Annotated in this window: 15 protein-coding genes; 4 read left to right on the top strand and 11 right to left on the bottom strand. The window is 66.8% G+C overall.

The window, feature by feature from the left end; all coding sequences use genetic code 11:
* Window positions 1–80: 80 nt before the first annotated feature.
* Window positions 81–212, bottom strand: coding sequence for a hypothetical protein (locus G9373_RS47650; RefSeq protein WP_259465681.1), 132 nt, complete (start codon window positions 210–212; stop codon window positions 81–83).
* A gap of 382 nt (window positions 213–594) precedes the next feature.
* Between G9373_RS47650 and G9373_RS11250 the strand changes: the two genes are divergently transcribed.
* Complete coding sequence (locus G9373_RS11250; RefSeq protein ID WP_054246355.1) at window positions 595–1,239, top strand: dihydrofolate reductase family protein; 645 nt, start codon at window positions 595–597, stop codon at window positions 1,237–1,239.
* Window positions 1,240–1,270: 31 nt separating this feature from the next.
* Here the strand turns inward: G9373_RS11250 and G9373_RS11245 are convergent, their stop codons facing one another.
* Both G9373_RS11245 and G9373_RS11240 read right to left on the bottom strand, forming a co-directional pair.
* Window positions 1,271–2,107: a methyltransferase domain-containing protein gene (locus G9373_RS11245; RefSeq protein WP_005258761.1), complete on the bottom strand. Its 837-nt coding sequence runs from the start codon at window positions 2,105–2,107 to the stop codon at window positions 1,271–1,273.
* A 103-nt stretch (window positions 2,108–2,210) separates the two neighbouring features.
* Window positions 2,211–4,913, bottom strand: a complete 2,703-nt coding sequence (locus G9373_RS11240) for a LuxR family transcriptional regulator (protein ID WP_167115137.1) — start codon at window positions 4,911–4,913, stop codon at window positions 2,211–2,213.
* A 122-nt stretch (window positions 4,914–5,035) separates the two neighbouring features.
* On the opposite strand from G9373_RS11240, the gene G9373_RS11235 reads away from it, so the two are divergent.
* Both G9373_RS11235 and G9373_RS11230 read left to right on the top strand, forming a co-directional pair.
* Entirely contained in the window at window positions 5,036–6,970 is a 1,935-nt protein-coding gene (locus tag G9373_RS11235) for a 2-oxoacid:acceptor oxidoreductase subunit alpha (RefSeq protein WP_167115134.1), read from the top strand.
* Between the two features lie 5 nt (window positions 6,971–6,975).
* Window positions 6,976–8,043 carry a 2-oxoacid:ferredoxin oxidoreductase subunit beta gene (locus G9373_RS11230; RefSeq protein WP_054246364.1) on the top strand — a complete coding sequence of 356 codons (1,068 nt, stop codon included), beginning with the start codon at window positions 6,976–6,978 and terminating at the stop codon, window positions 8,041–8,043.
* On the opposite strand, the gene G9373_RS11225 is transcribed toward G9373_RS11230, so the two are convergent.
* The 7 genes from G9373_RS11225 to G9373_RS11195 form a co-directional block, all read right to left on the bottom strand.
* Window positions 8,019–9,383: an aromatic acid/H+ symport family MFS transporter gene (locus G9373_RS11225; protein WP_120661420.1), complete on the bottom strand. Its 1,365-nt coding sequence runs from the start codon at window positions 9,381–9,383 to the stop codon at window positions 8,019–8,021. The two genes, G9373_RS11230 and G9373_RS11225, sit on opposite strands and share 25 nt — an antisense overlap.
* 146 nt (window positions 9,384–9,529) lie before the next feature.
* Entirely contained in the window at window positions 9,530–10,324 is a 795-nt protein-coding gene (locus G9373_RS11220) for a 1,6-dihydroxycyclohexa-2,4-diene-1-carboxylate dehydrogenase (protein ID WP_007297188.1), read from the bottom strand.
* A complete protein-coding gene (benC, locus tag G9373_RS11215; RefSeq protein ID WP_065492189.1) occupies window positions 10,321–11,859 on the bottom strand; it encodes a benzoate 1,2-dioxygenase electron transfer component BenC in 1,539 nt (512 codons plus the stop codon). The genes G9373_RS11220 and benC overlap by 4 nt, the downstream gene beginning before the upstream one ends.
* A gap of 36 nt (window positions 11,860–11,895) precedes the next feature.
* Complete coding sequence (gene benB, locus G9373_RS11210; protein ID WP_005258735.1) at window positions 11,896–12,405, bottom strand: benzoate 1,2-dioxygenase small subunit; 510 nt, start codon at window positions 12,403–12,405, stop codon at window positions 11,896–11,898.
* Between the two features lie 14 nt (window positions 12,406–12,419).
* Window positions 12,420–13,796 carry a benzoate 1,2-dioxygenase large subunit gene (gene benA / locus G9373_RS11205; RefSeq protein ID WP_120660447.1) on the bottom strand — a complete coding sequence of 459 codons (1,377 nt, stop codon included), beginning with the start codon at window positions 13,794–13,796 and terminating at the stop codon, window positions 12,420–12,422.
* Between the two features lie 184 nt (window positions 13,797–13,980).
* Window positions 13,981–14,976: a 2Fe-2S iron-sulfur cluster-binding protein gene (locus G9373_RS11200; protein WP_005258731.1), complete on the bottom strand. Its 996-nt coding sequence runs from the start codon at window positions 14,974–14,976 to the stop codon at window positions 13,981–13,983.
* Between the two features lie 2 nt (window positions 14,977–14,978).
* The gene (locus G9373_RS11195; RefSeq protein ID WP_054246360.1) at window positions 14,979–16,190 is read right to left on the bottom strand and encodes a cytochrome P450; all 1,212 of its coding nucleotides are present in this window, start codon (window positions 16,188–16,190) and stop codon (window positions 14,979–14,981) included.
* 218 nt (window positions 16,191–16,408) lie between these two features.
* Between G9373_RS11195 and G9373_RS11190 the strand changes: the two genes are divergently transcribed.
* The gene (locus G9373_RS11190; protein WP_005562308.1) at window positions 16,409–17,356 is read left to right on the top strand and encodes an AraC family transcriptional regulator; all 948 of its coding nucleotides are present in this window, start codon (window positions 16,409–16,411) and stop codon (window positions 17,354–17,356) included.
* Between the two features lie 22 nt (window positions 17,357–17,378).
* Here G9373_RS11190 and G9373_RS11185 read toward each other — a convergent pair whose 3' ends face one another.
* Window positions 17,379–18,995, bottom strand: coding sequence for a 4-hydroxyphenylacetate 3-hydroxylase N-terminal domain-containing protein (locus tag G9373_RS11185; protein WP_005264050.1), 1,617 nt, complete (start codon window positions 18,993–18,995; stop codon window positions 17,379–17,381).
* Window positions 18,996–19,019: the final 24 nt, after the last annotated feature.

Here is a 19,019-nt window from a genome sequence, read left to right as displayed (position 1 = left end):
TCATTCGAATACATGTTCGACTCTAGCAGCGAAGTCCCGACCGGGCAATGCCCGAATCGCAGGCTGGGTACCGGTGCCGCTCAGCGAAGGCCGACATGTCCCGCCAGCCGTCCCCGCGGGCCGGTGCAGTCGAACCGGAGCCAACGGTCGGGCTCGGCCTCCACGTCGACGGCGGCGTCCTCCCCGACCATCATCCCGAGGTCGACCGGCACCACCCGCCCCGTCAGCGGCTCGCGGCGGACACGCGAGCAGGTCCTCGGCCAGCACCTCGTCACCCGGGCCTGCGCGCCACGTCAGCGGTTGACGACCGACAGGTGCCAGCAGCCGAGCGACCTTGGACGACTCGATGTCCACCGGCGCCGCTATGGGCCCACCGATCGACCCCGCCATCTCGGCCCCGTCTCCGTGGCGGTGACCACCTGTCCATCGGCAAGGGTGATTCCCCGAAGATGGCGTGCGGGCCGCGGCGCTGTCAGGTTGCAGCCTCAGAGTACGGCTCGAGGGAATACGATTTTCAACGTTCTGCGATGAGTTCGGCCATCTCTTCAGGTCTGTCTATTTGTATCCCGCACCCGGTTATTGGAGGAATCGCCCATGCCCCGCACCCGGATCCACAATATGAATATCTCCCTCGACGGCTACGCCGCCGGCGAGCACGTGACGTTCGACGCCCCGATCGGCGGTGCCGAACGGCTATTCGATTGGTTCGACGGACGCGTCATCCACGGGGTCGACCGGGTAGACGCCCCAATCACCCTGGACCGCGCCGTGACCAGCCTGTGGAGCCAGGGCATCGGCGCGGAGATCATGGGCCGTCGCAAGTTCGGCCCCCAAACCGGCGAGTGGCCCGACGACGGGTGGCGGGGCTGGTGGGGCGACGAACCGCCATTTCACACACCGGTGTTCGTCATGAGCCACTACCCATACCCCAGCATCGACTTTCCCAACGGAACCAGCTTCCACTTCGTGGACGCGCCACCCCATGAGGTTCTGCGCATGGCCCAGGAAGCTGCCGACGGTCGGGACGTCCGTATAGGCGGAGGACCCTCGACCGTCCGGCAGTTTCTGCAGGCCGACTTGATCGACTTCATGCACCTGGTGATCGTGCCCATCACCCTCGGGCGCGGTGTCTCCCTCTGGGAGGGCTTGGCCGGCATCGAAGACCGCTTCACAGTCGAGACCGTCACCTCCCCCAGTGGGCTTACCCACCAGTTCTGGAACAAGAACGGCCACGACTGATCCCGGTGGCTGTTGCGACCTCCGTCCGCAATTACCACTTCCGCGCGGTGAGTAGGAGGTATTCCCAGTTCATCACGGTGCTGCCGGTGCCGTGGTCGAAACGACGTGCGAGATCGGCGAGTTCGTGATCCAGTGCGGCGACCCGGGCGGGATCGTCGGCGATGTTCCGGTACACCGCGATGGTTGGACCGTAGCGGGTCTTGAAGTAGTCACGGAAGTCCTCCGGCGACCGGAATTGATCGATTCGCACGGTGTGCCGGGTTGCCACGATGTCGGTGATGCGGTGGCCGAACAGCGCCCGGACGTGTTCCTCGCGACCCCACAGCGGCGGGGGCTGCGCGCCCGGAGGGGGCGGGGGTGCATACGGTTTCATCGTTGCGAACATCTGGCCGATGAAACCTTCGGGGGTCCAGCTGAGTAGACCGATCGTCCCTCCCGGCCGGCAGACGCGGACGAGTTCGTCGGCGCTGGCCTGATGGTGCGGGGCGAACATGACACCGACGCAGGACATCACGGTGTCGAACTCGTTGTCGGCGAACGGCATCGCCTCGGCGTCGGCCTCGCGCCACTCCACCTCGGCTCCGAGTTCGGCGGCCCGGCGGCGGCCGGCGTCGAACAGTTCGGGGGTGAGGTCACCGGCCACGACGCTCGCACCGGACAGCGCCGCAGGGATGGCGGCGTTGCCGGAGCCTGCCGCGACGTCGAGAACACGGTCACCGGGCCTGACCCGGCTCGCCCGGACCAGGGCGGGGCCGAGGCCGGCGATGATGTCGGTGGCCAGGGTGGGGTAGTCGCCGAGAGCCCACATGGCGCGGTGTTTGTTCTTCAGGTCGCGGTCGGCTCGCACTGCGTCGATCGTGTCATCCATCTCGGTACTCCGGTGGGTCGGCTGCATCGGTCGAGATCCAGCCTGGCCGGATGGTGCTGCCCGGAACAGGCACCCTCGGGGTAGGTTCCCGCCACCCCGAACGTCACTCCTGGTCGCGGAACTGCGCCGCGAGTTCGCTGCGCGAGCGGATGCCGAGCTTCGCGTAGACCCGGGTCAGGTGGTACTGCACGGTCTTGACGGACAGGAACAGCTCGCCCGCCGCCTCCTTGTTGCTGGCTCCGCCGGCGACGAGTTCGGTCACGGCCCGTTCCTGCGGAGTCAGTTCCTCGAGCGTGAACCGGCTGCGTTTGAGGTTGAGGCCGCCGGCCTTGAGTTCGCGGTCGCACCGCTGCACGTAGGAGGTGGCTCCGAGCGCGAAATATCCCTCCCGGGCGGCCTGCATGACGGCGTCCGCTTCGCGTCGCTTACCTGCCCGGCGCAGGGTCTGGCCGTACGCGAAGTTCACGCGGGCGCGGTCGTAGGGGAGGGGAAGGGTGTCGAGGTGCGTCAACGCCGTCTCGAACACGTCCCGGGCGGCATCGATGTCGCCACGCGCGCCGGCGACGCGACCGCGGGCGTAACCGAGACGAGCCATCGCCGACCGGTGGCCGCGCTCGGCGGCGCGTTCCTCGTGCGGGGTGAGGAAGGTGTCCGCGTCGTCGACGCGACCGGCCATCACGAGAGCGTTCGCGTAGACGTCGGGCCACTGCCAGAAGCCCGGCTCGTCGATGCCCTCGCGGGGCTGCAGGCGGGTGAGAGGCTCGAGCGCCCTGATCACTGCGGCGTAGTCGGCCTGCACCTCGGCGCATTGGGCGCGTGCCAGTGAGGACGGAATGAACATCATCGGGTAGTCGTGCGAACTCGCCGCCGCGAGACGGAGGTGCTCGTGCGCAGCGGGCCAGTTTCCGCGCAGCGCGTGTGTCTGCGCGCCGGTCCAGTGCACCAGGGGCCGGACGAGGTCGAGCGCGGCGTCCTCGAGTTGGTGTGCCGCACGGTCGACCGTGGTGATGGCGCCGCTCCAGTCGCCGAGGGCGAATTGCGTTCGCGCCAGCCAGGCCTGCGCCCACAGCGAGATGCGGGTCGAGCCCATCCGGAAGGCCGTGGGGACGGCGCTCTCCAGTTCCTGACGCGCCGATTCGGGATCGTCCAGCGCCAGGTCGAGCCACCCCCTGGCCATGTCGAAGCGCTGGGACTGGGCACCGAGAGCGATCTTCGCGGACAGCGTGTCGTAGGCGGCCCGTGCCTCCACGATCTGACCCGTGGCAGCGAGTCCGAGTCCCATGATCGCCGCGGATTCGACGGCCGACGGATCCCCCGGATCGACGAGAGCCACGGCCCGGCCGGCCCATTCGACGAGGTCCGGTCCGTGCCAGCGCACGAGCGAGTCCAGGACGCGGCGCTGGCAGATCAGCGCGGCGGTCGCCGGATCGGTGTCCGGGTCGCATGCGGTCCACGACTGGGTGAGCAGCAGATCGGCCTCCGCGGGTCGTCCCCGGAGGATTGCGAGGTAGCCGAGTACGGCGTCGCGTAACGGACTTTCGGGGAAGCTCTCGATCTCCGGCGCGAACGCCAAAGCCTGGGGAAGGTTGCTGGCACCGACGAGAGCGTCGACGGCCCGGATGAGGCGTTGTTCGCGTTCGCCGCGGTCCACGGTGAGGCGGCTCGACTTGATCAATGCGTCCGCGACGGCCGACCACGCCCCGACGGTCGCCCGCTGCGCAGAATAGGTGTCCAGTTCGTCCGCGAGCGCGGGGTCGGCGAACGGCGCGGCCGCGGCGCGATGGTCCAGCCGCCTGCCCTCGTCCTCGACGATCTGCGCGGCATGATCGTGCAGGTCACGTAGCCGGATCGGCCCGAGGCTGCGGTAGACGGCGGCCCGGGTCAGCGGCGACGGGAAGGTCAGCACGGTCACGCCGCGATGCTCACCGACGGTGAGGAGGCCCGCCCGATGGATTTCGTCGAGCGCTTCCACCGGGTGCTCGATGCCCGCGAGCGCGGCGGCGTCGGCGAATCGGGGATCCCCGGCGAGTACGGCCGCCGATTCGACGAGTGCCCGGGCAGGCGCTGAGCACGCGGACAGTTGTGACTGCACTTTCGCGGCGAACGCGCGGGGCACCGGGAGCACTGGCTGCCACTGGCTCCACGCGCTCGGGTCGACTTCCTGCAGAAGTTGCGTGAGGTGCCGCGGATTCCCCGCCGTGTGCTGAACGAGCTGGTGCGCCACCGGGGCCGGAAGGTCGAGATGCGCAAGGGTATTCGCAAGTCTGCGGGTGTCGGACGCATCGAGCGGACGGACCTGGATCCGATGCCGGCGATGCCGGTCGAGGAGGTCGAGGACGTCCGCGGGAACACCCTCAGGAGGTTCCGAGTTCGTGACGAGGACGATCATTGCCGGTCGGTCCAGCAGATGCACGGCGGAGGTCAGCGCCTGCAATGAGGCCAGGTCTGCCCACTGCGCATCGTCGAGCACGAAGACGAACGGAACGTCACCGGCAGGCGGACCCACTGCCGCGACGAGTTCGCGGGCGACGTCGAGGGGGTCCTCCGACGTCACGGCCGCCCCGAGGAGCTGTTCGGCGACGCCGAAGGGATGGCCCGACGCCCACGGGGCGCAGACCGCGGAGAACGCGGGCAGGTCGGGATGCGCCGCGAGGAAGTGGTCCACCAAGGTGGTCTTGCCGATGCCCGGCACGCCTTCGACGACCACGACGACGGGCGCGTTCTCGCCCGCCTCACGCAGGATCGACTCTAGTTCGGCGAGTTCGCGGGAACGCCCGACGAGCTCGATGTTCCCTGGATCCCTCACACCACTCACCGTATCGCGACGCCTGATTTCGGCGTGTTCCTGGCGAAAACTGGGAACGCTTGTACCGTGAGGTTAGAAGCTGCTGGTCAGAACGACTACGAGTCGAGGGATTCGGTGCATCCATGACGACGGAGGCGAACTCCACGAAGTTGGAGCGAGTGGCGATCCGCTTTGCCGGAGACTCCGGCGACGGCATGCAGTTGACCGGCGACCGGTTCACGTCCGAGGCGGCGGCGTTCGGCAACGACCTCGCCACCCAGCCCAACTTTCCCGCCGAGATCCGGGCGCCTCAGGGCACGCTCCCCGGTGTGTCGTCGTTCCAGATCCAGATCGCGGACTACGACATCCTCACGGCCGGCGACCGCCCGGACGTCCTGGTCGCCATGAACCCGGCGGCGTTGAAGGCGAACCTGGCCGATCTGCCGCGCGGCGGCATGATCATCGTGAACACGGACGAGTTCACCAAGCGGAATCTCGCGAAGGTCGGATACGCCACGAGCCCCCTCGACGACGACTCCCTCGAGGACTACGTGGTGCATCCGGTGGCGATGTCGACGCTGACGGTCGGCGCGGTCGAACCCGCCGGACTGAGCCGGAAGGACGGCGAGCGGGCGAAGAACATGTTCGCGCTCGGACTGCTGTCGTGGATGTACAACCGCCCCACCCACAGCATCGAGCGGTTCCTGCAGACCAAGTTCGCAGCGAAACCGCAGATCGCGGAGGGCAACCTGCTCGCGTTCAAGGCCGGGTGGAATTACGGGGAGACGACGGAGAGTTTCGCGACCACCTACGAGGTGTCCGCGGCGACGCTCCCACCGGCCACGTACCGCCAGGTCACCGGGAACACGGCCCTGGCCTACGGGGTGGTGACCGCGGGACGGCTGGCGTCGCGGGACGTCTTCCTCGGCACCTATCCGATCACGCCGGCGTCGGACATCCTGCACGAGCTGAGCAAGCACCGGAATCTCGGCGTCACCACGTTCCAGGCCGAGGACGAGATCGCCGGAATCGGCGCGGCGCTGGGCGCGTCGATCGGGGGTGCGCTCGGCGTGACGAGCACGTCCGGACCCGGACTGGCGCTGAAGAGCGAAGCCATCGGGCTGGCGGTGATGACGGAGGTCCCGCTGCTCGTCATCGACGTCCAGCGCGGTGGCCCGTCCACCGGGCTCCCGACGAAGACCGAGCAGTCGGACCTGTTGCAGGCGATGTACGGACGCAACGGCGAGTCGCCGGTCGCGGTGATCGCGCCGCGCTCACCCGCGGACTGCTTCGACGCCGCCGTCGACGCCGCCCGGATCGCGTTCACATACCGCACACCGGTGCTGTTGCTGTCGGACGGTGCCATCGCGAACGGCAGCGAACCGTGGGCCATCCCGGACGTGTCCGAACTGGACCGGATCGACCCCGGCTGCGACACGGCGCCACCGGTGGACGGCGAATTCGCGCCGTACGCCCGCGACCGGGAGACGCTCGCCCGTGCCATGGCGATACCGGGAACGCCCGGGCTCGAACACCGCATCGGCGGACTCGAGAAATCCGACGGCAGCGGCGACATCTCCTACGATCCCGCCAACCACGACCTCATGGTGCGGTTGCGCCAGGCCAAGATCGACGGAATCGCCGTTCCCGACGCGGTCGTCGACGACCCCTCGGGTGAGGCCGACCTGCTGCTCGTCGGGTGGGGCAGCTCGTACGGACCCATCGGTGAGGCCTGCCGGCGTGCTCGCCGTGAGGGCAAGAAGGTGGCCCGCGTGCACGTGCGCAACATCAACCCGCTGCCCGCCAATCTCGGTGCGGTGCTGCGCAGCTACGGGACCGTCGTCGCACCGGAGATGAATCTGGGCCAGCTCGCGATGATCCTCCGTTCGAGGTTCCTCGTCGACGTGCACTCGGTGACCAAGGTGCGGGGGCTCGCCTTCCTCGGCGACGAACTGCACGAGGTGATCGACTCCGCGCTGGCCGGAACGTTGCGTGAGCACGAGCTCGCGAAGACCTCCGACGCGCTCGCGTCGGCGACCTACCGATCGACCGGACCCCGGCAGGAGGAATCGGCGTGACACGGATGATCAGTCGTGTCGGTGCGGACCTGGGGCTGAGCGCCACCGCGCACGTGCCCCAGACCGACGAACCGCAGAAGGCCAAGGACTTCACGTCGGACCAGGAGGTCCGGTGGTGTCCGGGCTGCGGAGACTACGTCATCCTCGCCACGATCCGAAGTTTCCTGCCGGAGTTGGGACTCCGACGCGAGAACCTGATGTTCGTCTCCGGCATCGGTTGCTCGAGCCGGTTCCCGTACTACCTGGACACGTACGGCCTGCACTCGATCCACGGTCGTGCGCCCGCCATCGCGACGGGTCTCGCGGTGACGCGCCCCGACCTGTCGGTGTGGGTGGTGACCGGTGACGGCGACGCGCTGTCGATCGGGGGCAACCATCTCATCCACGCCCTGCGGAGAAACGTCAACATGACGATCCTGCTGTTCAACAACAGGATCTACGGGCTGACCAAGGGGCAGTACTCGCCTACCTCGGAGGTCGGCAAGGTCACCAAGTCGACACCGCTGGGGTCGGTGGACCACCCGTTCAACACGCTGTCCCTCGTGCTGGGAGCCGAGGCCACGTTCGCGGCCCGCGCCCTGGACTCGGACCGCAAGGGGCTGACGGAGGTGCTGCGGCAGGCGGCGGCCCACCGCGGCACGTCGTTCGTGGAGATCTACCAGGACTGCCCGATCTTCAACGACGGCTCGTTCGACGTCCTACGCAAGGACGGTTCGGAGCAGCGCCTCATCCCGCTGACCCACGGCGAGCCGATCGTGTTCGGCGGAGCAGGCGAATACTGCGTCGTCCGATCGGGTTTCGGTCTGAAGGTGGTCGCGACCGCCGACGTCGACCGGGACGAGATCGTCGTGCACGACGCCCACACCGACGACCCCGACTACGCGTCCGCCCTGTCGAGACTTTCCGACCAGGACCTCACCCACACCGTGACCGGTGTGTTCCGCAGTGTCGTGCGGGACACGTACGACGACATGGTGCGTCTGCAGAACGAGATCGCGCGGGAGAAGGATCCCGTCGACGACGGCTCGCTGCAGCGCCTGCTGACCGGTCACGACACCTGGACGGTGGAGTAGGCGGCTTCGCCGGTGCCCGCCACCTCGGCGCGGGTGACCCGTGCACGCGGAACGAAGAACGTCACGATCCCGCCCAGGACGGCGATGCCCGCGAAGACGTAGAACGCCACCTGGCTGCTGATGCCCGCGCTGATCAGTGCTCCGCCGATCAGTGGGCCGAAGATGCCGCCCAGCCGGCCGAATCCGGCGCACCACGCCACCCCGGCGCCGCGCGCGGACGTCGAGTAGTAGTTGGAGACGAAGCCGTAGATCAGGACCTGGGTGCCGATGGTGCCGACTCCGGCGACCGCGACGGACGCGAGCAGCACCGGCAGCGGGAAGCCGAGCGTCAGGAGTATCAGGGCGAGTGCGGCGAGACCGAACGTCGTGGCGACGACGCGTTGCGGTCCGATGCCGTCGGCGACCTTGGAGGCGATCAGGCCGCCGAGGATCGCGCCGCCGTTGAGGACGAGCAGGAACGACAGCGAACCTTTCGCGTTGAAACCGGCGTCCTCCATGATCTTCGGAAGCCACGTGTTGAGTCCGTACGTGAGCAGCAGGCCGGAGAAGCTCATCATGCCGAGAAGTGCAGTGCCCCAGACGTAACGGCGCGTCGCGAGTGCGGCGAAGCCGACCTTCTCGGCCGAGGCCCGTTCCGCGGCGATCTCGTCGGCGCCGGGCATCGGGATGCCCGTGCGTTCGGAGATGCGGCGGGCCTTGTCCTCGTGGCCGCGGGCGACGAGCCACTTCGGCGACTCGGGCAGTTTCACGAGCGCCAGCGGCAGCAGGATCACGATGGGCAGAGCGCCGATCCAGAAGAGGCCGCGCCAGCCGATCGTGTCGCGCAGGACGATCGCGAGGAGGGATGCGAGCACCCCGCCGGCGGGGACGCCGCTGTAGACGATGGCGTTGTACAGGTTCCGCTTTCCGGGAGGGGCGAACTCCGCCACCATCGCACCGGCGGTGGCGACGAGGCCACCGACCCCGATACCGGTGAAGAATCGCAGCAGGCCGAACATGGTGACGTTGGTGGCCAACGCGGCGAGCCCCATTCCGATGGAGAACCACGCGATGTTGACGAGCATCATCCGCCGCCGGCCCAGGTAGTCGCCCACGGCGCCGGCGGTGAGCGCGCCCACCATGACACCGATGAGAGCGTACGAGCCCAATGCACCGGCCTGCTGCGCGGAGATCTCGCCGAGCTGGCCGGGATCGTTCATCAACGTCGGGAGGATGGTGCCGTACACGACGAGGTCGTAGCCGTCGAAGATGATCGCGATCGTGGCGATCGCGACGACCCACGTGACGGCACTGCGGTGTCTCGGACTCGCCCAGGTGTCGGGGGTGGTGGATGGGTTCATGGTGATCTCCGCTCGGTGGGTGTGACGGGGAACCGGGCCGAACTCGTAAGTGTGCTGTCTCACAGTCAAATTCGGCTAAAGAAATGCCCCATCGGCGAGACGATGCAATGCGCCCCGCCGATGAGGCGGTCGAGATCTGTGGGCAGCTAGCCGAGGTCGCCACCGGCGACGGGCAGTACCGTCCCGGTGATGTAAGTGGCCTCGTCGGAGGCCAGGAAGACGATGGCCGCGGCCTGCTCGTCCAGCGTTCCGTACCGCTTCAGCAGGGACGAGTCGACGGTCTGGTCGACGATCTGCTGGTACCAGGCCTTCTCCTGATCGGTCTCCGCGCCGGGGCCGCGGGGAACGCGGCGAGCGGGCGCCTCGGTGCCGCCGGGTGCGGTGGCCACCACGCGGATTCCGTACTGTGCGGCTTCCAGAGCGAGTGACGCGGTCAGGGCGTTGACCCCGCCCTTCGACGCCGCGTAGGGCACGCGGTTGACACCCCGCGTGGCCACCGAGGACACGTTGACGATGGTGCCCGACTGCTGCGCGATGAGGTGGGGGAGGACGGCGCGGCACGTCCACAGGGTCGGGAACAGCGACCGCTGCACCTCCGCCTGGATCTGCTCGGCGGTGTAGTGCTCGTACGGCTTGGCCCAGATGGTGCCGCCGACGTTGTTGATCAGCACGTCGAGCCGGCCGTGCTGCTGCCGCGCCTCGTCGATCGCCGCCTCGGCGTCGGCGAACTGTTCCAGATCGGCGGTGATGCTGTGCGCGTCGGTGCCGTTCTCGCGCAACCCCTTCGCGACGTCGTGGACGAGTTCGGCGCGGTCGATCAGGATCAGCGACGCACCCTCGGCCGCGAGTCGGGTCGCGACCGTCAGGCCGATGCCCTGCGCTGCGCCGGTGACCGCGACGACCTTGCCGTCGAAACGGTGCGGAGTGACGAGTCCACTCATGCGACGGCACTCCTCTCGATGGCGCGGCACATGGTGGCCTTGGCGTGCGCGCTGTGGCTGACGATCAGGTCGTGGGCGGCGGCCCGGTCACCCTTCTCGAAGGCGGCGACGATGTCGAGGTGGTCGTGCTGGATGTGCTCGTCCACCCAGTCCGCGGTGCGGAGCACCTTCGTCATGAGCTGCGTGACCTCCAGGCGGTTGTACGCCTCGAGGAGCACGTCGTTGGCGGTGCACCGGAACAGGAATTCGTGGAATGCGGCGTTGGTGTCGGTAAACGCGCCGGCGTCCGTGAAGCGGTCGTTCTCGATCGATTCGCACGAGGTCTCGGCGAGGATCCGGTACTCGGACAGCTGTTCCTTCGTCATCCGGCCGATGGTCAGTTCCATCGCCCCGAGTTCGAGCGCCATGCGGGCGTCGAACTGCGCGTCCGACTCGGACAGCGGCTGGTGTTCCTCGCCGATCTCGTACTCGGGGGCCGCCTCGAGGGCGTCGGCCGCCAGCGGTGCGGACGCCTCGGACCCACTCGGTGTCGCGGCGTTGTTGAACTTCTCGAAGTAGAAGTTCGCCGGCGTGATGCCCTCCGACTTCAGGTGGTCGCGCACCGCCTCGACCATGGGAGGCGGACCGCACAGGTACACGTCCACGTCGCCGTCGTTCAGGTGTGCGGGCTCGAACAGGCCGGTGACGTATCCCTTGTTCGGTGCACTGCTCGCCGGGTCGGACACGCAGTAGTCGAACGTGAACCGGGGCAGGGACTTCGTGTACTCCTCGAGCTTGTCCAGTTCCACCAGGTCCGCGTCGGACGAGACTCCGTAGACCAGGTGCACGGGGTGGTCGGCGGCGTCGGTGCGCATCTTGTCGAGGATCGACAGCAGCGGGGCCAGCCCGGTGCCGCCGGCCAGCAGCAGGGCGCGACGCTTCTGCTCGCGGAGGAAGAAGCTTCCCATCGGGCCGGTGAACTCGAGCGTGTCGCCGACCTGTGCGCGGCTACGCAGGTACTCCGACATCAGGCCGCCGTCGGTGATCTTGACCAGGAACGACAGTTCCTTCGACGTGGGTCCGGTGCTGAACGAGTACGAGCGCGTCGCTTCGGTCCCGGGAACGGTGATGTTCACGTACTGGCCGGGGAGGAAAACCAGGTCGTCCCGGTTCGCGATCTCGATCGTGAACCCGATGGTGGTGTCGGAGAACTTACGGATCTCCGTGACCGTCGACGAGAACGTGCCTGCGGCGGTCTTCGCGACGTCGGACGTCGTCGGGATCTGCAGTACCAAATCGCTTTCCGGCATCATCTGGCACGGAAGGCAGTAGCCCTGCTCCGCCTCTTCGTCGGTGAGCGCTTCCTCGATGTAGTCGCCGCCGTCGTACGTGCCGGATTCGCAGAGCGACTTGCAGGTGCCGCACGCCCCGTCTCGACAGTCGAGAGGAATGTTGATGCGCGCGCGGTAGGACGCGTCGGCGACCGTCTCGTCGCCGTCACACTTGATGAAGCGGGTGATCCCGTCCTCGAAACTCAGTGCAACTTGGAAAGTCATGGAAAACAGCTCGATTCGCGAAGAATGGGGAAGAAATCAGATGTGGTAGATGTCGACCACGTGGTGGATGTAGTCGTTCTTGAGCACGACCTTCTTCTTCAGGATCAGAGGCTGCTCACCAGAGAAGTCGATGGTGTAGAACGAATTCCCGAAGTACGTGTCGACCGTGTTGTACCGGAAGTAGAGCGTGAACCAGTTGAACCGGACATCTACGACTTCGCCGCGACGGTCGGTGACCTCGACGTTCGAGATGTTGTGACCGGTGCGGGGTTCCGGAAGGCTCGTCGCGCTCGACCGGTCGGTCTTGATGCGGAACACCCGGTCCTCGATGCCACCACGGTTGGCGTAGTAGATCAGTGAGATCTCGGTCATCGGGTCGGTGGTCAGGTCACCGTCGTCGGCCCACGCCGGCATCCAGAACTCGGAGTCGGGGTGATAGCACTCGATCCACTTCTCGAACTCGCGGTCGTCGAGGTAGCGGGCCTCACGGTAGAGGAACTGCTCGATGTCGTGCTGGGTGACAGTGCTTTCGGCTACTGCGGTCATGTTCGTCGTCTCCCTCAGCGGTTGTTCGCGGCAACGTCGGCGTCGAGCGCCTTGGTGAGCGCTTGTACCCAGTAGCCGTGCTGGATCGGGTAAAGGCCCTCGTCCTCGGTCTTCACACCACTGGAGATGGGATTGATGCCGATCTTCTTCGCACCCTCGTCGGGGCCCTGGAGTTGGTGGGTGACACCGCGGCTGAGGTCGTTGAACGGTGCGGCTCCGGCCTGGTACGTCTTCTGGCAGGAGCGGAACTCCTCGAGATCGTCCGGGGTGGCCATGCCGGTGGCGTTGAAGAAGTCCTCGTACTGGCGGATGCGGGCGGCACGTGCCGTGCGGCTCTCACCCTTGGGGGCGATGCAGTAGATGGTGACCTCGGTCTTGTCGACGGAGATCGGACGGAAATGCCGGATCTGCGAACCGAACTGGTCCATCAGGTACACGTTCGGGTACAGGCACAGGTTGCGGGACACACCGATCATCCAGTCGGCGCGATCCTCCCCGTACTCGGCGACCAGTTCGTCGCGACGCTCGTTCAGCGGACGGTTGGCGGGGTCGGCCCACTTCGTCCACAGCAGCAGATGACCGTTGTCGAACGAGTAGTACCCGCCCTGCTGCTTCGACCACTTGCCGGCGTCCATCGCCTTCGTGGCGTTGGTGGACTCGCCCGACTCCCGGCGTGACGTGGTCGCGGCGTAGTTCCAGTGGGTGGCGGACACGTGGTAGCCGTCGGCACCGTTCTCGGTCTGCAGCTTCCAGTTGCCGTCGTAGGTGTAGGTGGACGCACCGCGCAGGACCTCGAGGCCGTCGGGCGACTGGTCGACGATCATGTCGATGATCTTCGTGGTGTCACCCAGGTGCTCCTCGAGCGGCGGGACGTCGGCGTTGAGGCTGCCGAACAGGAAACCGCGGTAGTTCTCGAACCGCGCGACCTTGGTGAGGTCGTGGGAGCCGTCCTTGTTGAACTGTTCCGGGTAGCCGGCCTCACGCGGGTCCTTGACCTTGAGGAGCTTGCCCGAATTGTTGAACGTCCAGCCGTGGAACGGGCAGGTGAACGTGGTCCGGTTGTCCGTCTTGCGCCTGCACAGCATGGCGCCGCGGTGGCTGCACGCGTTCACCAGGGCGTTGAGTTCGCCCTCCTTGTTGCGGGAGATCACGATCGGCTGGCGGCCCATGTACGTGGTGAAGTAGTCGCCGACATTCGGGATCTGGCTTTCGTGGGCCAGGTAGATCCAGTTGCCCTCGAAGATGTGCTTCATCTCGAGTTCGAACAGGTCCTCGTCGGTGAAAACGCTACGTCGCACCTGGTAGCGGCCGGTTTCCGCGTCCTCGATGAGCGCGTCGGCCAGCTTGGCGCGCACGTCGTCGGACGGCGCTGTGTACAGGGTTTCAGTCATGGGATCCTCCAAGATCTCCGGGGGGCTTGCGCCCTGCGAGGGCGCCCGGGTCCGGCAATGGATTCCACTCTTGCAGCCTGTGCGCTGCATCACACTAGGCATTTACCGAGTACTGACTAGGACGTGTTCGGCATGCGTACGCCGAGGCTCGGAGGGCCTCGGCGTACGCATCGGGATGCCGTAATCACGCGGCGGGCGTGAACTTCTCCCGGAAGATGCGTCGCGGAGCAATGCGCCGGCGCTTGAACGCCTTGACGCCGGCGTCGACCATCGCCGGCGGCCCGCACAGGTACCCGGAGTAGCCGCGACAGGTGTCGAAGTCCTCCACGAACGCGTCCGTGACGTAACCGGACCGCCCGGACCACGACTGGTCGCTCAGACACGGCACGTACCGGAAGCCCGGGTGCGCTCGCTCCCACTCCTGGAACAGGTCGACATCGTAGAGGTCGGACTCCTCGCGCACGCCGTGATACAGGTGGATCGCGCGGTCCGGAGCGACGGTGAGTGCTTGGTGGACGATCGATTTCAGCGGGGCGAGGCCCGTTCCGCCGCCCAGCAGGATCATCGGACCCTCGTCCTCCGGATCGAGACGGAAGTCCCCGAGCGGCCCCACCATGTCGACGCGCTCGCCGACGGACAACGAGCCGAACACCCAACCGTCCGTCGCGATTCCACCCGGTTGCCTGCGGATGTGGAACTCGAGTTGTTTCGACTCACCCGGCGTATTCGCCATCGAGTACTGGCGGCGGTGGTCGGTGCCGGGTACTCGCAGTTCGACGTACTGCCCCGCGGAGAATTCGAGCGGGCTGTCGAGCGTGACGAGAACCCGCCGCGTGTCACGGGCAACGTCCTCGATCGCGCTCACGGTGCCGACGAGGTCCCGCAGGGTGTGGACGGTGCCCGCGGGCGCCGCGTCGAGGCGTTCCACCACCGTGTCACTGCACGGGGTCGCCTGGCAGGCCAGCGCAAACCCCTGCTCGCGTTCGGCCCGGGTCAGCGTGTGTTCGGGCGACAGGCCGTGATCGACCTCCCCCGATACGACCCGCAGCTTGCACGTTCCGCACGTGCCCTGGTTGCAGGAGTTCGGCATCCACACGCTGCCCCGGAGGAAAGCGTCGAGTATCGGCTGGTCGGGGCGGCATTCCACCCTGTCGGCGGCGACCGAGACGGTGAAGGTCACGGCTACACCTCCCACGTGGCCCGGAGGGCGGTCGGGCCGCGGAAACCCCAGCCCCAGAACTCGACGTCCGCGCCGGAGTCACGTTCGAGGTTCGGGATCGCCTCGAACAGTTCCTCCAGGCCGATGCGGCAGACGTGGTTGGCGAAGTAGATGCCCGCGCACGCGTGATTGCCGGAACCGAACGCCAGGTGGGGGAGCGGGGGACGCGTCATGTCGTAGTCGGAGGGGGCGTCGTAGACAGCGGTGTCGTGGTTGGCCGAACCGTAGGACAACAGGACCACGGATCCCTCGGGAAGGAACACGTCCCCGAGCGTGACGTCCTTGGTGCTGATGCGGGCCGTGGCGGACCAGATCGGCGAGGTCCAGCGCATTCCCTCGGAAATCGCCCGCGGAATCAGCGCGGGCTCGTCGATGACGGCCTCCAGTTGCTCGGGGCGGGTGAACAGGCCCACGAGCGTCGACGCCATGCCGTGGCCGGGTTCCTGCATCGCGCCCAGCAGGTACACGAAGAGCGTGGGGTAGATGTACTCGCGGTCGCGGACCTTTCCTTCGGGCATGCCGTCGTGCAACCAGTGCGAGATGGCGCTGTCATCGGGGTTGACGATCCAGTTGTCGATGAGCGGATCGACGACGGCCCGGATCTCTGCCTTGGCCTCGTCGCCCTGCACGAATCCCTCCGGGTTCGTGAATTCGCCGTTCGCGTCCACTCCGGCATTGGTAAAGGAGTTCGACAGCCGGTGGAACCAGTCACGCAATGTGTCCGAGCTGACGTCGTTCAGCCCCAGCAGGTCACCGAGTGCGCGCACGCTGACGGGTTCGCAGTACTGCGAGACCAGATCGGCCTTGCCGTCGTTCTCGAACTGCTCCACGTAGCGCCGCGCGATGGGGCGGACGAGTCCGTCGACCCAGCGGTCCACCTCCGACGGTTGCAGTGCGGGGTCGACCATCGAGCGGAGGTCGCGGTGGATCTCGCCGTTGACGCCGATCACCGCAGGGTGACCGAACGTGCGGCCGCCGGCCTTGGTGATGATCCCCTCGAAGTCGGGGCTGTTGGCGATGGTGCGGCACAGGTCGGCGGTGGTCGCGACGAACGAGCCGAGGACCGGGACGTAGGCCAGCGGCGCCTCGGCGCGCAGCCGCTCGTAGACGGGGTACGGGTTGCGCTCGAGTTCCGTCATCGTGATCTCGTCGATCCAAGAGAGGGTGGCGGTCATCTGAATCTCCTCATTCAAAGCAACTGCTCGGAAACAACTTTCGTTGTGTGAGCGGGGTGAGGAAGAAGGTAGGCCGTCGCAGGAGGGTGGTCTAGCCACTCTGCGCGGTCTCTGGACCATCTGCGCGACTACTTGTGATTGCGGTCTCAGTTATCCTCGACTGGGCGTGACGACACGGTTTCAATGAGGTCGGAACGATTCTTCAGTGAGGCAGGTGCATGACGATGGCATCGACGATCACCGAAACCCAGGACTGGGATGCGGCGTCGAGGGCGGTGGCCGGTGCGTACTTTCCCCACACGTTGACCGACTTGTCGCCGAACGGAGCGATGAAGCTGTCGATGCGGACCGTTGACCTCGGCCCCGTCACTCTCGGGAGGCTGGGCTGGGGTGCCGACGTGTCGATCGAGTGCGACTATCCGGATGCGTACGAGATCAACATTCCGCTGTCCGGTTCGCTGGAGTCCTGTTCGCAGGGCGACACGGTGCTGTCTCGGCCCGGTCAGGCCACGGTCTTCCGGGCGGACGAGCCGACCCTGATCACCCGGTGGAGCGGCGACTGCTCGGTGCTCGGCGTCAAATTCGACAGCGCCTACCTCGAGCAGGAGGCTGACCGGATCCTCGGCTCCGACCTGCGGCCCGGGCTGCACCTGCCCTCGCAGATCGATCTCACCGAGGCCCCGGGACACAGCTGGTTTCGTCTGGTGCGCTCATTGACCGCGCAACTGCGGGAGCCGGCCGACCTCCTGGCCAACCCGGTGGTCGGCCCACAGCTCGCCGGCGCGATCACCTCGGCGTTCGTCCTGGCCGTCACGCCCGACGAGGAGGTGCGCGGGGGCGCACCCCGACCGCGAATCGTCAAGCGAGTGCTCGACGGACTCAACGACGACCCAGCCCGCGCCTGGACGGCAGCCGACATGGCCGAGTTGGCGGGTACCAGCGTCCGCCGGTTGCAGGAAGGGTTTCGCGAGTACGTCGGGCGCAGTCCGTCGGAATGCCTCCTCGACATCCGCCTGAGTCGCGCCGACGCCGACCTGAGGGCACTGGAACCCGGTGTCACGGTCTCCGAGGTCGCTGCCCGGTGGGGGTTCACCCATGCGGGCCGGTTCTCCGCCGCGTACCGCCGGCGGTACGGCAAATCCCCGTCAGAGCTGATTCGCTTCTGACGGGGATTGCGTGGGTGTGCGGTTACTTGTTGCCGAAGTACGAGACGTCGTCGTTGCCGATGAGGTCGGGGACCGTCCAGCCGTCGAGGTCGTATTCGGACAGGCACTGCTCGGCGAAGCCCTTCATGGAGGCGACGTCGCCACGGTTCTCGGCGGCGAACAGCAGTTCCGCCTTGACGTTTTCGTGGTTGCCGGAGTAGTTGCGCTCGTAGAGTTCGTGCCGGCCGCCGAACTCACTGCCGATCGAATCCCACAGTGCCTTCATGATCTTGACGCGTTCGACGGCAGTCATGCCGTCGGAGCCGCGGACATACTTGTCGAGGTACGGGCGGACGTCGGGGCTCTTGAAGTCGCGGGCGCTCGAGGGCAGGTAGATCAGACCGGACGCGACGTCCTGTTCGATGATCTCTTTGATCCGCGGGTAGCCCTGGATCATGAACATGCGGTACGTGAGGCCGTACTCGAGCTTCGGGATGACGGTGTCGCCGATCCACGGCTCGGGGTTGCGTGCCATCGATTCGGTGAGTGACCAGAACAGGTTTCGCCAGCCGATGACCTCACCGACGCGGGTCTGCACGCCACGGAAACCGCCTGCGCCGGTGGCGTCGAGTGCCTTCATCAGCATGCCGGCGATGAAGTCGAGCTTCACGGCGAGACGGGTGCAGCCCTGGAAGGTGAAGCGGGGCAGGAATCCGGATTGCGGGAAGAAGCCGTTGATCTTGTCGACGTCGCCGTACATGAAGACGTTCTCCCACGGCACGAGCACCTTGTCGAAGATGAAGATGGTGTCGTTCTCGTCCATGCGGCTCGACAGCGGGTAGTCGAACGGGGTGCCCATCACGGCCGCGTTCTGGGTGAACGAGGACCGGCAGATCAGCTTCACGCCCGGTGCGTCCATCGGGACGGTGCAGATGAGGGCGAATTCCTTCTTCTTGATCGGCAGACCGTAGTGCGCGATGAAGTTGTAGTTGGTGATGGCCGAGCCGGTGGCCACGACCTTGGCGCCACTGACGATGAGTCCGGCGTCGGTTTCCTTCTCGACCTTCATGAACACGTCACCGACCTCGTCGGGCGGGAGCTGCCGGTCGACGGGCGGGTTGATGATCGCGTGGTTCCAGTAGAGAACCTTTTCCTGCGATTCCTTGTACCAGCGCTCGGCGTTGTCCTGGAACGGCGAGTACAGCTCCTTGTTGGCATGCAGGGTGCCGAGGAACGACGCCTTGTAATCGGGGGACCGGCCCATCCAGCCGTACGTCATGCGCGCCCAGGTGGCGATGGCGTCGCGTTCCTTCAGCAGGTCGTCCGAGGAGCTGGGTGCCTTGAAGAACGGCATCGTGACGCCGCCGTTGCCGGTGTCGGTGGGGGTGGTGACCTTGTCGACGTGTTCACCGGTGTGCATCGAGTCGTAGAGGCGTGCGGTCATCCGGATGGGGTTGCGGAACGCCGGATGCGTGGTGACGTCCTCGACGCGCTCGCCGTGTAACCAGATCTCGCGGTCGTCGCGCAACGACTCGATGTACTCGTCACCGGTCATCGGGCGCGACGCGAAGTTGGCGGTGCGGTTGGCTTCGCAGTCTGCGGCCGGGTTGACCTTCGTCGGGTCGAGCGCGGTCTCGGGAGCGCTTTCGGTGGTGGTCATGGAATGTCCTTTCGGATTGAGCGG

It is taken from the genome of Rhodococcus sp. A14 (assembly GCF_011603105.1).
In the GTDB taxonomy this organism is placed as follows: domain Bacteria; phylum Actinomycetota; class Actinomycetes; order Mycobacteriales; family Mycobacteriaceae; genus Rhodococcus_F; species Rhodococcus_F opacus.
This window is presented reverse-complemented; position numbering and strand designations above follow the sequence as displayed.

What these genes read in the sequence shown, in the direction of transcription:
- G9373_RS11250 (WP_054246355.1), top strand. Translation starts at nt 595, where the DNA reads ATGCCCCGCACCCGGATCCACAATATGAATATCTCCCTCGACGGCTAC.
- G9373_RS11245 (WP_005258761.1), bottom strand. Translation starts at nt 2,107, where the DNA reads ATGGATGACACGATCGACGCAGTGCGAGCCGACCGCGACCTGAAGAAC.
- G9373_RS11235 (WP_167115134.1), top strand. Translation starts at nt 5,036, where the DNA reads ATGACGACGGAGGCGAACTCCACGAAGTTGGAGCGAGTGGCGATCCGC.
- G9373_RS11230 (WP_054246364.1), top strand. Translation starts at nt 6,976, where the DNA reads ATGATCAGTCGTGTCGGTGCGGACCTGGGGCTGAGCGCCACCGCGCAC.
- G9373_RS11225 (WP_120661420.1), bottom strand. Translation starts at nt 9,383, where the DNA reads ATGAACCCATCCACCACCCCCGACACCTGGGCGAGTCCGAGACACCGC.
- G9373_RS11220 (WP_007297188.1), bottom strand. Translation starts at nt 10,324, where the DNA reads ATGAGTGGACTCGTCACTCCGCACCGTTTCGACGGCAAGGTCGTCGCG.
- benC (WP_065492189.1), bottom strand. Translation starts at nt 11,859, where the DNA reads ATGACTTTCCAAGTTGCACTGAGTTTCGAGGACGGGATCACCCGCTTC.
- benB (WP_005258735.1), bottom strand. Translation starts at nt 12,405, where the DNA reads ATGACCGCAGTAGCCGAAAGCACTGTCACCCAGCACGACATCGAGCAG.
- benA (WP_120660447.1), bottom strand. Translation starts at nt 13,796, where the DNA reads ATGACTGAAACCCTGTACACAGCGCCGTCCGACGACGTGCGCGCCAAG.
- G9373_RS11195 (WP_054246360.1), bottom strand. Translation starts at nt 16,190, where the DNA reads ATGACCGCCACCCTCTCTTGGATCGACGAGATCACGATGACGGAACTC.
- G9373_RS11190 (WP_005562308.1), top strand. Translation starts at nt 16,409, where the DNA reads ATGACGATGGCATCGACGATCACCGAAACCCAGGACTGGGATGCGGCG.
- G9373_RS11185 (WP_005264050.1), bottom strand. Translation starts at nt 18,995, where the DNA reads ATGACCACCACCGAAAGCGCTCCCGAGACCGCGCTCGACCCGACGAAG.